General features: G+C 41.0%; 12 protein-coding genes. 7 read left to right on the top strand and 5 right to left on the bottom strand.

Annotation, left to right across the window (positions count from 1 at the left end; translation table 11 throughout):
• The first annotated feature begins 16 nt into the window (after positions 1 to 16).
• From ACVW2L_RS05850 to ACVW2L_RS05835, 4 genes are all read left to right on the top strand, one after another.
• Complete coding sequence (locus ACVW2L_RS05850) at positions 17 to 424, top strand: Dabb family protein (RefSeq protein WP_457127025.1); 408 nt, start codon at positions 17 to 19, stop codon at positions 422 to 424.
• A gap of 243 nt (positions 425 to 667) precedes the next feature.
• Positions 668 to 3,277 (top strand): DNA mismatch repair protein MutS, encoded by a 2,610-nt coding sequence (mutS, locus tag ACVW2L_RS05845; protein ID WP_457127024.1) that lies wholly within the window; start codon positions 668 to 670, stop codon positions 3,275 to 3,277.
• Positions 3,278 to 3,388: 111 nt separating this feature from the next.
• Positions 3,389 to 3,970: a C40 family peptidase gene (locus ACVW2L_RS05840; RefSeq protein ID WP_457127023.1), complete on the top strand. Its 582-nt coding sequence runs from the start codon at positions 3,389 to 3,391 to the stop codon at positions 3,968 to 3,970.
• Complete coding sequence (locus tag ACVW2L_RS05835; protein WP_457127022.1) at positions 3,963 to 4,385, top strand: DinB family protein; 423 nt, start codon at positions 3,963 to 3,965, stop codon at positions 4,383 to 4,385. The genes ACVW2L_RS05840 and ACVW2L_RS05835 overlap by 8 nt, the downstream gene beginning before the upstream one ends.
• Positions 4,386 to 4,411: 26 nt before the next feature.
• On the opposite strand, the gene ACVW2L_RS05830 is transcribed toward ACVW2L_RS05835, so the two are convergent.
• From ACVW2L_RS05830 to ACVW2L_RS05820, 3 genes are all read right to left on the bottom strand, one after another.
• Positions 4,412 to 5,125 (bottom strand): TMEM175 family protein, encoded by a 714-nt coding sequence (locus ACVW2L_RS05830; RefSeq protein WP_457127021.1) that lies wholly within the window; start codon positions 5,123 to 5,125, stop codon positions 4,412 to 4,414.
• A 142-nt stretch (positions 5,126 to 5,267) separates the two neighbouring features.
• On the bottom strand, positions 5,268 to 7,181 hold the full coding sequence (locus tag ACVW2L_RS05825; protein ID WP_457127020.1) for a DUF3857 domain-containing transglutaminase family protein: 1,914 nt from the start codon (positions 7,179 to 7,181) through the stop codon (positions 5,268 to 5,270).
• On the bottom strand, positions 7,178 to 9,154 hold the full coding sequence (locus ACVW2L_RS05820; RefSeq protein ID WP_457127019.1) for a transglutaminase domain-containing protein: 1,977 nt from the start codon (positions 9,152 to 9,154) through the stop codon (positions 7,178 to 7,180). Before ACVW2L_RS05820 ends, ACVW2L_RS05825 begins: the two co-directional genes overlap by 4 nt.
• Positions 9,155 to 9,277: 123 nt before the next feature.
• Between ACVW2L_RS05820 and ACVW2L_RS05815 the strand changes: the two genes are divergently transcribed.
• From ACVW2L_RS05815 to ACVW2L_RS05805, 3 genes are all read left to right on the top strand, one after another.
• Positions 9,278 to 10,303 carry an exonuclease domain-containing protein gene (locus tag ACVW2L_RS05815; RefSeq protein WP_457127018.1) on the top strand — a complete coding sequence of 342 codons (1,026 nt, stop codon included), beginning with the start codon at positions 9,278 to 9,280 and terminating at the stop codon, positions 10,301 to 10,303.
• Positions 10,304 to 10,371: 68 nt separating this feature from the next.
• Positions 10,372 to 11,625: a nucleoside recognition domain-containing protein gene (locus ACVW2L_RS05810; protein WP_457127017.1), complete on the top strand. Its 1,254-nt coding sequence runs from the start codon at positions 10,372 to 10,374 to the stop codon at positions 11,623 to 11,625.
• An 80-nt stretch (positions 11,626 to 11,705) separates the two neighbouring features.
• Positions 11,706 to 12,104, top strand: coding sequence for a hypothetical protein (locus tag ACVW2L_RS05805; protein WP_457127016.1), 399 nt, complete (start codon positions 11,706 to 11,708; stop codon positions 12,102 to 12,104).
• A 197-nt stretch (positions 12,105 to 12,301) separates the two neighbouring features.
• On the opposite strand, the gene ACVW2L_RS05800 is transcribed toward ACVW2L_RS05805, so the two are convergent.
• Together ACVW2L_RS05800 and ACVW2L_RS05795 are read right to left on the bottom strand one after the other, a co-directional pair.
• Positions 12,302 to 12,916: a TetR/AcrR family transcriptional regulator gene (locus ACVW2L_RS05800; RefSeq protein ID WP_457127015.1), complete on the bottom strand. Its 615-nt coding sequence runs from the start codon at positions 12,914 to 12,916 to the stop codon at positions 12,302 to 12,304.
• A 98-nt stretch (positions 12,917 to 13,014) separates the two neighbouring features.
• Entirely contained in the window at positions 13,015 to 13,500 is a 486-nt protein-coding gene (locus tag ACVW2L_RS05795; RefSeq protein WP_457127014.1) for a DUF4126 family protein, read from the bottom strand.
• Positions 13,501 to 13,533: the final 33 nt, after the last annotated feature.

Raw genomic sequence — 13,533 nt, 5'->3', positions numbered from 1 at the left:
GATTAATTGAGACCTCATGAAATCAACCAATAGAAGAAAATTTTTAACAACCACAGCCGTTTTGGCCGCGGGTACAGCAGCATCAGCCATGTCAACAAACAATGCCGCGGATAAATATCCCGTAGTTCACCACGTATTATTTTGGTTAAAAAACCCAAACTCAAAAGCCGATCGTGATAAATTGATTGCCGGGGTAAAAGGTCTTGGCAAAATTAAAACGGTACGCGAACTGCACGTGGGTGTGGCAGCCAGTACAGAAAAACGCGATGTGATTGATAATAGTTGGGCAGTTTCAGAACTGATGCGCTTCAGTGACCTAGCAGGACAGAAAGCCTACCAGGACGACCCCATCCACCTAAAATTTGTTGAAGAATGCAGCCCGCTTTGGGATAAGGTGATAGTGTATGATGCGGTAGAAGTTTAGCAACTCATTTTACCCATGTCACATTCTATAAAGCATGTCGTTTTATGTTTGCGTGAGATGACAGGTGATAAGTTATCTTAAAGCTTGCGCTATTTATAACAATCTAAAAATAAAGTCATTAAAAAATATGGCTTGTAAGTGTTGCCCCACCCTCTTTCCACAATAATGCAACTTTTCAACATTGCCGTTAAAGCAGCGGCAATGCATTAACTTTACCCCTTAAGTTAAAAAGGAGTATACCGATTGGCCAAAGACGCTACCAAAGAAACACCCTTAATGCAGCAGTACAATGCCATTAAGACCAAATACCCAGGCGCGTTGCTGCTTTTTCGTGTAGGCGATTTTTACGAAACGTTTGGAGAGGATGCCATTAAAGCCGCGGGCATTTTAGGCATTACGCTAACCCGTCGGGGTAATGGTGCTGCCACATTTATTGAGCTCGCTGGCTTTCCGCATCATTCATTGGATACTTATTTGCCTAAACTGGTGCGGGCAGGTCAGCGGGTGGCTATTTGCGACCAGCTGGAAGACCCAAAAACTACCAAAACTATTGTAAAACGAGGCGTTACAGAGCTTGTTACTCCTGGGGTTTCAACCAACGATAATATCCTGCAGCAAAAAAGCAATAATTACCTCGCATCGCTTTATTTTGAAAAAAACAGCATTGGCGCGGCTTTTATTGATATTTCAACCGGTGAATTCCTAACCGCGCAGGGCAACAGCGATTACATTGACAAGCTTTTGCAGGGCTTTAACCCGAGCGAAATAATTTACCAGAAAACCCGCCAAAGCGATTTTAAAGAGCACTACGGCGACCGCTATTACACCTATACCCTTGATGAATGGCCCTACACCGGCGATTACGCTTACGAGACCATGCTTAAGCACTTTGGTGTAAAATCATTAAAGGGATTTGGTATTGATAAGCTTAATTTGGGCATTGTGGCTGCCGGGGTGGCCTTGCACTACCTGAATGAGACCGAACACCGCAACCTTCAGCATATATCCTCTATAAGCCGCATTGAGGAGGATAGATACCTCTGGCTTGATCGCTTCAGTGTACGTAATCTTGAGCTGATAGGATCGGCAAACGAGAATGCGCATACACTGGTCGAGGTGTTGGATCACACATGCTCGCCTATGGGTGCCCGCTTGCTGCGCCGCTGGATAGTAATGCCGCTAAAGGAATTAAAGCCGATTAACGACCGCCTTGGTGTGGTGGAACATCTGATAAGTCAGGAAGAATTGCGCGAAACGTTACAACAGCATATCAGGCAAATTGGAGACCTTGAGAGGCTGATATCTAAAATTGGCCTTCAAAAAGCCAACCCACGCGAGGTTTGTCAGCTTAAAAAGGCGTTGACGGCCATTTCCGACATTAAGAAGATCTGCGAAACTTCTGATAGCCTGCCGTTAAAGGCAATTGGCGAACAGCTGAACCCCTGCGGTATTATTTGTGAGAAGATAGCCAGGGAGTTGCACCCCGAGCCGCCTGTGATGCTGATAAAAGGCTCGGTGATGAATGACGGCATTGATGAAGAGCTTGACCGCCTGCGTAAAATAGCCTTCGGCGGAAAAGGTTACTTACTTGAAATACAGAAGCGTGAAGCAGAAAGCACAAGTATACCATCGCTTAAAGTTTCGTTCAACAATGTGTTCGGTTATTACCTGGAGGTTACTCACTCCCACCGCGACAAGGTGCCTACGGATTGGATCCGCAAACAAACGTTGGTAAATGCGGAGCGCTATATTACCCCCGAGCTTAAAGAATACGAAGAGCAGATATTGGGTGCAGAAGAAAAAATCCTGGCGCTTGAGACCCGCCTATACAACGAGTTGCTATATGCTGTTGCTGAGTTTATTAAACCCGTACAGCTAAATGCACAATTAATAGCGCATTTGGATGTGCTGCTTAACTTTGCGGATATCTCCATAAAAAACTACTACGTAAAGCCGGAACTGAACGAAAGTCGCATAATTGACATCAAAGGTGGCCGCCACCCGGTTATTGAAAAGACGTTGCCTGTGGGCGAGGATTATATCACTAATGATGTCTTCCTTGATTCTGAAAGCCAGCAGATCATTATTATTACAGGCCCTAACATGGCTGGTAAATCTGCCCTGCTGCGCCAAACCGGATTGATTGTGCTGATGGCGCAGATGGGTTGCTTTGTACCGGCTAAATCGGCTACGTTGGGTATTATTGATAAGATCTTTACCCGTGTGGGCGCATCGGATAACCTGTCGTCAGGCGAATCAACTTTTATGGTGGAGATGAATGAAACCGCAAGCATCCTTAACAACATATCTGATAGAAGTTTGATATTATTAGATGAGATCGGTCGCGGCACTTCTACTTACGATGGAATCTCCATTGCGTGGTCTATAGCAGAGTACCTGCATAATCACCCCACGGCGAAAGCAAAAACGCTATTTGCCACGCACTACCACGAGTTGAATGAATTGAGTAACAGCTTTAACCGCATCAAAAACTATAACGTTACGGTTAAGGAAATCGGTCACCAGATCATTTTCCTGCGCAAACTGGTGCCTGGCGGCAGCGAACATAGCTTTGGTATTCACGTGGCCAAACTGGCCGGTATGCCGCCCAAGGTACTAAGTCGCGCTAACGAGATCTTGAAAAAGTTGGAACACGAGCGCACGGGCGGCGAACACATCAAGGAAAGCATCCGTAAGGTGCAAAAGCAGGCCGTACAAATGCAGATGTTCAGTATTGACGATCCTGTTTTGGTTAAGATCCGCGATACCCTTAACAACCTTGATGTTAATACTCTCACTCCTGTTGAAGCCTTGATGAAGTTAGATGAGATACATCGGTTGATAAAGAGCTGATTTTGATTTCTAATGTCGGATTTTTGATTTCGGATTTATCGTCTTTAGAAAATGTGAATATGTTAAAAACATCTGCGCTTCCGTTTCTCGCATAGCCTTTACTTTTATGGCATGATCCTGCATCGTCACCTTAAACAGTCCTTAATTTTATTTGCGGTAATTTTTATCCTGTCTTCCTGCCATACCCGCAAAGCAGCTATGAAGGGTGAGCCGGGCGAAATGGTAAAACCACAGGCCAGTATTGCCCAAAAATACTCGGAAATAATGGGCGTGAAAGAGCGGGATATTCAAAATGGCCGTTTATATGCTTTTATTGAGCAGTGGACCGGCACCCCCTACAAATTTGGTGGCCAAAATAAAGATGGTATTGATTGCTCGGGTTTAACACAGCTGTTACAGCAAGAGGTTTACGGCTTAAAGGTTCCTCGGATGACATCGCAACAAATCAGCGTGATAAAGCGGAAATACGAAGAGGATTTAAAAGAAGGCGATTTAGTTTTCTTTGATTTCGATGGTAAACAGTTCAGTCATGTTGGTGTATACCTGCAAAACGGCTGGTTTGTGCATGCAAGCACACGTAAAGGGGTTATGGTAGCCAGGCTGCACGATAATGGTATCTATAAGTATTTTTCGCGCGGGGGAACGGTCATTAATCAAACCATGGCGGCGCAGTTGATAAAATTAAATGAATAATACAGCAGTAGAATTATCAAATACTGTTAACGATTTTATTACCCGTTATTCATCACAAATCAATTGGATGCAACGCACTGCGTCAGAAAAATGGGCGGCAATAGAAATACTGGGCCACTTAACTGATAGTGCTGTTGTTAACCTGCACAGGTTTGTTCGCTGCACCTATGAAAGCGATTTTACATTGACATATGCGCAGGATGAATGGGTAATTGCACAACATTATAAGGATGCAGATGTAAACGAATTGCTTACATTATGGCAATTACTAAACAAACAAATTATATCAGTATTGAACAACTACCCTCCTCAAAGTTGGCAGGCAAAGTGTAATGATCAAACTGTGGAGTTTTTGGCAGCAGACTATGTTGATCATATGCGCCACCATTTAGATCAGATAATTGCGCTTTTGTAAAGACGCTTTAAAATTACCAACAATTATTACTGTATTTTTCGTTTAAACAACCTGGCTATCAACGGGCCATTATTTGCGTGCGTAGTATCTGGATAAAGTTTCTTACGGATAAAAACCATGATAAGGGCCCATGCAATGAAGCCATAATTAAATACCTGTACCGACAGATTAGCTATGGAAGCTATCACCATAAAAACCAACATAGCCGGAATAGTTAAATAGTTTAAGCGTTGTGCCTTCCATTGCAATTCTGATTCAATACTTGTTGGGTTCAGTGCAATATCCCCGGCATTTTTCACAATATAGCCTGTTAATACGGTTTGGCTAAACAATGCGCACACGGTAACCGAAAAATAGATGTACAAGCCGCCCAGATTCTTTGGTGTGATGGTCTCTGTAAGCAGGGCAACCGCAAAAGGAAACAAAGAGATAAAGAATAGAAAAATAAGGTTAAGAATAATCAGTCTTTGGGTATAATCCTTTAAATAGCTAAACAATTTAAGGTGTTTTATCCAGAATGCGCCAACTATAAAAAAGGAAAGTATATAACCACCAAATTTACGCAGCAGCTCAATTATCATTTCATGTAAACGCTCACCATCGGCATGTTTTATTCCTTCGGGTACGCGCATTTCCAACACCATAATGGTAATAATGATGGCAAATACCGCATCGCTAAAAAGTATCATACGCTCCAACTGGAACTCGCGTTTTATTTCTTCCTTTTCGTTAACATTCATAGCTAAATATAGATTAATTTTGCTTATGGCTAAACATGATTACTCCTTTTGGACAAAATACAAACGCTATGCAGCAAACGAGATACTATTATATGTAATTATGATAGTTGGTATAGTGCTGGGCATTTGGATTTTTAGCTGATCACTTTTTAACAAGCGCTATACTGTAAGCATCTGCATCGCCTACCTTCCGGTAAAATTCAACCAGGTCCGCATAAAGTGATTTATCATATGTTCCGGCTAACAGCTGTATCTTTCGCTTGTAAACTAACTGATTCCCCGTTAGCTCCATTGTAGCACTGTAGCTGCCAAACGGCTTGCTTATCGCAATATTAAGTGGTATTTTTTCAGTCCGATAATTATCGAAAGGTAAAGTATAAACAATCTCGTCCTCATCAGCATAACCGTCGTTAATATAAACGTCAGTCGTTCGGTTTCTTAATTCGGCAGGCACGTTGTTACTACGGTTTGCTGCATTCAATAAAAAAAACATTTTGCTATCTGATACAGAAGCGTAAGATGGTGCAGAAAACTTTAGTGTCTCTGTCATCAATAGCTTGTCAGTTTTATTTTGCGTAAGTCCGTATTGCGTTATATCAAGATTATTAATGGTGTATATTCTTGCAACTCCCTTTAACTTTTCTGTCTCTGATTTATCTATCAACAGCTCACGGTTCTCGTACTGAGTTCCGCTGAATAGTGTTTCAATTTGACCGGACAGTTCCCCTTTATCACTGAGGTTAAAATTTGCCTTGCGTACTTGTAAATTATTGGTACTTAAATATTGGGCTGTACGCAACAATTTACCACCGTTAGATGTACAGGCCAGTACATTACGGTCATCAGTAAAATTGCCTAAAAACCCAAAGGGAATTTCCTGGCTGGTACATTCGAGCCATGTAGTATCATTGGTGAAGGGTATGCACAAAATAACATGATTGGCCTGTCCCATGCTGGCAAAGTCGGGCATCAGGCTTGTCTTATAATCATAGCCCGCAGCTACCGCGCAATACCACGAATCGATGTTTACGATGCGCAATAGCGCCTGCATATAATTTACCAGCGCTTTACAATCGCCATAATTAAGCTTATCTACTTCGCTTGCCGAAAAAGGTTGATAGCCGCCAATGCCGACCTGAACACTTATATAGTGTGTTTTTTTCTGCATGTAGTCATATATCTTGCGCGCCTTTTCTTTTGGGTCCTGAATATTAGCGGTAAGTTGTTTTATAAATTCCACAGTTTCCGGTTGGATTTCCTGCCGACCTTTTAACATTTTATCATATATCCATTTTCCTAAATCATTCCAGTTAGTGGCGGTACCTTCCATGCCGCCGTAAGAGAATTTTTCGGCAGCTATTTTTACGCTTATTCTATAAAGATTAGGATCAGGACTATATGGTTCAGATCTTAGGGCTTTTATCGCTTCAGCTTTCCATGTGTAAACTTTGCCACCGTCTTCGCCACTGGTGATAAAGACATCGCCAGAAGTATTAAGTGATTTATAACGGATGTTAATGCCCGGCTTGCTGATAAAAATAAAAGTGCTTTTCTCCACAGCTACTCCTGTTGAACGTACCGGATGCCAATCGTGAAAATTAAGGGATTGCTTTGAGCGGATCTCATAGTCATACTCCACCGTGTAAGGATATAACAAAGATTGTGGTTGATAATGCTTTACGCGGGAATCTTCAAATAAAGAAAAATCAGATGCAGCGCTTTGATCCTGAAAGTTACCGGGAGTAATTTTGCTCACCTGTTGCCCAAACTCATTGTATACGGCGCCGCGGATATCTTTTATTGAATTGGCTTTATCATAAAACACGTTTACTTCGGCTTCATCATCTCCATTTTTATTAAGTATCGTCACAACCCGTTTAACATGGTAAATAACGTTATCAACAGCTTTAACTTCTGTAGAAATAACCTCATTTCTTACCACCGCGCTTGCATACGGCATTAGTTCTTTGGGGATGGAAGCGGCTGTATAAACTCCTTGCGCCTTGGAGCTAATGGAAGCAATGATGATAACTGATATCAAAAAAAATGATCTCATATCTTCTTTTTAAACACCATCTCGTTTTTTTCTGATAGGATGATCTTGTTATAAAGTTCCTTTAGGTAAGGATACTCATCAGGCACGTAAATTGATTTTTTAAATTGAGTAACGTGCGATAAAGAAAAAGAATTGCCTAACTCTGTATAAGCAACAATAAACATCCCACCCTGGTTAGGCAGCGCCGCGCTTGTGTTCTGCGGTGGGTTTTCAATCACAAATCCTTCGGGCAACTTCATGTTTAATATAAAACGTTCCTCTGATGGCATACCCCAGTCAACCGGGTAGCTGCGCGAGTTAAGTTTAAATGGGTTTGTTGTTATCTGATTAAAAATAAATGGATTAAAGCTCAATCGTTCATTACCCACTCCTTCATACCCATCCATTTCAACTTCGTAAATTTCGGTGAGAGTAGCGTCAAGACTGTCAATGCCGTTTATTTCGAACTTTTTAATCTTTGTTTTAGTGAGCCTTTCGTCCAAATTCTCCACAAACTCATCAAGCGTATTGAATTTTTTTATTGCCTGCCTTTTTTGATAGGCTGAATAACCTCTTGAATAATTGGTCATCTTACCGATCAACTTTCCTTCAACGGATAAAGTGAGATCAAACACACGTGTAGTATTTTGGGTATTTGGTGTTGTAATATCAACCCAGTAAGATGCTTTATCAAGACTCATTACACGGCCCTGGTCGTTTAGACAGCGCATAGGCAACATACCAAATGAAAGCAGAGGATCAGTGGCGTCAAGCAGATAGCTTTTACCACCAATATTAGCCTTTGCTATCACGTAGTTAAACTCTGTTATAACAGGGTATAATTTATTAACAATGCCATGGCTGCGGGTTGATATTAAAACTGCCTCTACATTAATACCCGCAGACGAAAGCGCAGTAACAAGGGCAAGGTTTATATCGCCCGAAGTCCCGGTATGACTTTCAAATGCTTTACGCACATTCTCACTTCCGAAAGCGATAAACTCATTCCACTTCATATTCTTCTGAATAAAAGCGTATATAGCTTTTGCCTTTTGTAGTTCGTCCGTCTTTCCGGCAATGACCGGTGCAATCCTATCTTTAAACTGGTCGCGCTTTTTAATTTGGATACCAAAATACTCATCGCGTTTAAGTTGGTTATCCACATCCTTCCACTCGTTGGCCAGTTTGGTTTTTACTCCGGTATAAGGATTTGAATATTCGGCGAGTTCAAAATAGATGGCTGATATAAAATTTCGACGAGCAGTCATGTAATCTTCTTCGATAAAAGCCGGAATATTATTCATGCCATAAGTTAAATGCGCACAATCGGCCTTTGCACCTCCTGTTGAAAAGCATTCGCTCTCAACTTCTGATACGTTCTTGTCCAGATTAAGTGCTCCCATTTTTACGGCATTAAACTGCCAAAAACCCGGAATATGCACCTCATATAAAGATTGAATTTTAGGTATATCGCTTTGAAACTGCCAGTTATGCAAATCTTCAAAATATGGGGTAGTTATAGTATACCTGTACTCTATAACGCAACCATTTTTTAACCCGGGGAGGGCAAACTTAACCAACTTGTGCGTTTTATTTACATCCACTGTAAATATCTGCGATGGTTGTAATTCTATCCTTGTGGTGCTGCCTCTGGCATCGGCTGCAAATGTTACGCCTGTTATATCGTCTACTTCTTCTTCAACCTCCTTCCCAATATATAATGGTATCTCCACTGCCCCTTCATTAAAAGCTTCTTTATCAATAATTTTTATTCTAACATGGTACTTGTATATAAGTCTTATTTTATCGCCGTTAACATTTGTAATACGCGCGTCGCCATGTTCATTCAATACTACTGCGTGGGACGAAGGGTCATCAGCATAACTGATCATACTTGTTTCTTCCTGCGTAATATTCCCAAACGCGAAATCCTGGGCGCCTGCACTATACGCTAACGAAAGAAGCATTACTATACAAAAAAAAGGAAGCTTCATATTGTGATGTAAATATTTAAGTGAGGTTAAGATAAATCTTTTTAATATAATAATATAAACAGCATGATTTATTTTGCCGTTTTTTTTTGATTTTTGCAGTGCGGCAGTGCCGTACATCAATTTATGAAATTAAACCTTACACGCCCCCTTGCATTCTTCGATCTCGAAGCAACCGGAATAAATATTGGTGCAGACCGTATTGTAGAAATATCAGTTATAAAACTGTATCCCGACGGTAGCGAAGAAGTAAAAACCTGGCGAGTTAATCCCGGCATACCCATTCCGGCTGAAGTATCAATGATACACGGCATTTACGACCACGATATTAAGGATGAACCTTTATTTGAAGCGTTAGCTGCGGATATAGCGGCGTTTATTGGCGAAAGTGATCTGGCCGGGTTTAATTCAAACAAGTTTGACATCCCGATGCTAATGGAAGAATTTTTACGAGGCGGGGTATCGTTTGATCTGGATAATCGGCATTTTATTGATGTGCAAAACATCTTCCATCAAATGGAGCAGCGTACCTTGAAAGCGGCCTACCGCTTTTATTGCGACAAGGACATCATCAATGCCCACTCGGCCGAAGCAGATACACGCGCAACTATGGAGGTTTTACTTGCCCAGATAGAGCGCTATTCAGATGTGGAATGGGAGGACAAAAAGGGCAACAAAAGCATTCCTGTGGTTAACGATGTGGCTGGTCTGCACAAATTCACCAACCTTCATCGCCCGGTTGATTTTGCGGGCCGCTTGGCTTATAACGACGCAGGTGACGAGGTATTTAACTTTGGTAAGCATAAAGGCAAAAAAGTAGAGGATGTTTTTAACCTGGAACCGAGCTATTATTCATGGATGATGCAAGGTGATTTTCCGCTTTACACTAAGCGGAAACTGGAGGAAATATATGCGCGCATGAATGCCAAAAAACAGGCAGAGCGGCAGCAAAAAGCTATACAAAACAAATCTGCAGAGCGGGCAACACCACAATCTGATAACAATACACAACAAGCACCTGCACAAACCATTAAAAGACCAGACAACCAACGCCCTGCTTATAACCAGCCTTTTAAGAAAAAAGAAGAACCTGCAAAACCTGTTGATGAAGATATGCTGAAGCAATTGGCCGAAAGATTTAAAAAGCATTAGGCTTATAATTCTTTAGTGCTGAATTAAAAATTAAAAATCATTACTTACTTTCACTTCAGCAAAACAGCATGGCGTTAAATTATATCTGGGTATCTTTTTTTATAATAGCTTTTGTTATAGGGCTTGTTAAGCTGATATTTTTCGGTGATACCGAGATATTTAAATTAATGGCCGAGGGTACTTTTGATACTACAAAGGCCGCTGTAATGGATATTGCCCTGCCCTTGGTAGGCATCATGTCGCTTTGGCTAGGTATTATGAAAATAGGCGAAAAAGCCGGTGCCATCAATTTTCTTTCGCGCATTGTAGGGCCATTTTTTAATCGTTTATTTCCCGAAGTACCAAAAGATCACCCTGCTACGGGCCAAATGATGATGAACTTTTCGGCTAACCTGCTGGGCCTGGATAATGCTGCTACTCCATTTGGTTTAAAAGCCATGGCGGGTTTACAGGAGATAAATAAAGACAAAAACGGCAATGAAAGTGATACCGCCTCAAACGCTCAGATCATGTTTCTTACGCTGCATGCATCCGGGTTAACCTTGTTGCCTATTGCCATTATAGCTCAACGGGCTATATATGATTCTGCCGATCCCACGGATGTTTTTATACCCTGTGTAGTTGCCAGCTATGTTGCAACCCTGGCAGCGCTTATTATAGTGAGTATTAAACAAGGTATTAATCTTTTTGACAGGGTAGTTATTACATGGCTGGGCGGAATAACGGCGATGGTAGCTGGTTTGGTTTGTTACCTTACTTTATTCTTAACTAAATCTCAGATATCAGAATTCTCAAAGGTGTTCAGCAATTTGGTATTGCTATCTATACCCGTGTTATTCATCATAGGTGGCTTACGTAAAAAAATAAACGTTTTTGAGGCCTTTATTGATGGCGCAAAAGAAGGCTTTGAAGTATCAGTTAAAATTATACCCTACCTGGTTGGTTTGCTTGCAGCGGTAAGTTTGTTCAGAACTTGTGGGGCACTTACTTATTTAGGCGATGGATTTAAGTGGGTTTTCAGTCATTTTAACATGGACACGCGCTTTACAGATGTATTGCCCATTGCTTTTCTTCGCCCCTTAAGTGGTTCTGGGGCGCGGGCGCTGATGCTGGATAACTTAAAAACATTCGGCGTTGATAGCTTTATAGGGCATTTATCAAGTGTTTTATACGGAACAGCTGATACTACTTTCTACATTGTTGCGCTTTATTTTGGCGCGGTAAATGTCAAAAAAACGCGATACGCCATCCCCGCCATGCTTATTGCAGATGTATTCGGTATCGTCACCGCGATACTTATTTCCTACCTCTTTTTTGCGTAACTAATAATGCATTTAATTGATTCGTCACGTTGCATTCTTGAGATTTAATTTTAATTTTAAAGAAATTTTCTCCTCCAAAAATGGCCGAAAACGAATTCCTAAAAGAAAAATCTGTAAGAAAAAAATCTGCTAATAAAGCCGTGTGGGTTTTACTGTTTTTTTGTGCAATTGTAATTGCCATGATGGTAAAAATATCATTAACAGGATCTTTAAAGCCTCAGTTTTTTAGCGGCTTGCCCAGCAATAAGGAGGCCTACGAAATTGCAAAAGAATATGTAAGACCTGCGCTAAAATCACAGAGCGTGAATTTTTCTGACGATGGATATCAATTTGCTAAAACCTCCGATTCGATTTATGTGATAAAATCAAGTGTTGAAACTGAAGGAACTACAACAGAATTCAAGATAAAATTACAATATAAAGGCGGCCAGCCCGACAAGCAAAAAAACTGGTCGGTTATTGATCTGAGTATATTTTAAACAAAAAAACAGGCTAGCCATAAGGCTAACCTGCTAATCACTCTAAAACAATCACCTCTTAACTTTAGAAGTATTTTTAAATATGTGCTGATTAGAAATATCTTATCAGCATTATATTCACCTACAAATATAGGTGTCATCTGTGTGTTTAAACACCCTTTAAGCTTTTTTTACTAAAACCTGACAGAGGAAAATGCTTAGTTAAGTCCCCTAATAAAAATTTCTGCCAGAAGCAGTCTTTTTCCTCTTATTTCCTCCAAATGTTCTTTTTTGGGAAACATTGCCTTTTTATATGATACCGATCTTACCCTTACACCATGTAACGCATCAAGCAACAAGTCTATTATTACTTCGGGATTCACTACGGGTTTTATTCTGCCCTTGTCAACTTCGTTTTTTATTGCTGATGTCAATAAGGCTGTTTCGGTTTCGTGTATCTCTCCTATTATCTCCCAAATGCTTTCAGGTAAATTCTGTTCGTTTAGCCTGAAATAATCAAAGAAATTATAGTTCTCTACAATAAAATCGTGCTGGGTATTTATCTGGAAAATAAACGCCTCTTTCAGATTATCAAAGCCGGCAATTTCCTTGCCCAATCTGTTTAAATAATCGTTAGCCAATTTGCGCATAACTGCGATATATAGCTGGCTCTTATCCGGGAAATAGTAATATAGCAGTGCTTTTGAAAACGAGAGGTCGCCCGCTATTTCATTCATGGTTGTTTTTGAATAACCGTAATGCAAAAACCTTTGATAAGCCGCCTCTAAAATCTTTTCCCGTTTTATATCCTGCTGATCAATAACTGAACTCATGAATACTATTTATTAAAACTGACTTTTTTAACAAAAGTATCAAAAATTCTATATTTTCACTTGGTTGTGGGTAGCAACGCGCAAATGTTACGTTTAGATTATACAGTTTGCGCCAGTTTGATGCCTGCCCCTACTACAAATGCATCCTCAATCACTCCGGATATAATATTACCCAGGCCAGAACCGGACAAAGCTTTACGCAAATAAAAGCTGGTAAAGGTTGATGCACCGGCAACCAGGCCGCCTAACAACGCACCTGTTAAAGGCTTCTTGCCGGCAGCGCTATATATAGCTGCTCCGGCCAGGGCACCCGATAAACAGCGTACAGTTACCGATATAGGTTTTGTGCGATTTGGCGTAAAAGGTAACTTGTCTGCCAAAAACTCTCCCACAGCCATTACTTTCAGCATATCCGCTACAGTAATAGATGATAAAAATCCTATCGGATGACGGCGGAATACAGGCCCTTTGTGGTCGCTTAAAATGTGGCTGGCCAATGCAGGCGCGGCAGCAGAGCGCATGCCCGCTAATAATCCCATTCCTAAAACCTGCTTAAACGGCTTTATGTTGTTATGTTTCGCCATGGTTGATGTTTTTGTCCTTTTTAAATACAATAA

This window comes from Mucilaginibacter sp. HD30 (assembly GCF_054061755.1).
The sequence above is the reverse complement of the archived record's forward strand: the minus strand, read 5'-3'. Positions and strand labels throughout refer to the sequence as shown.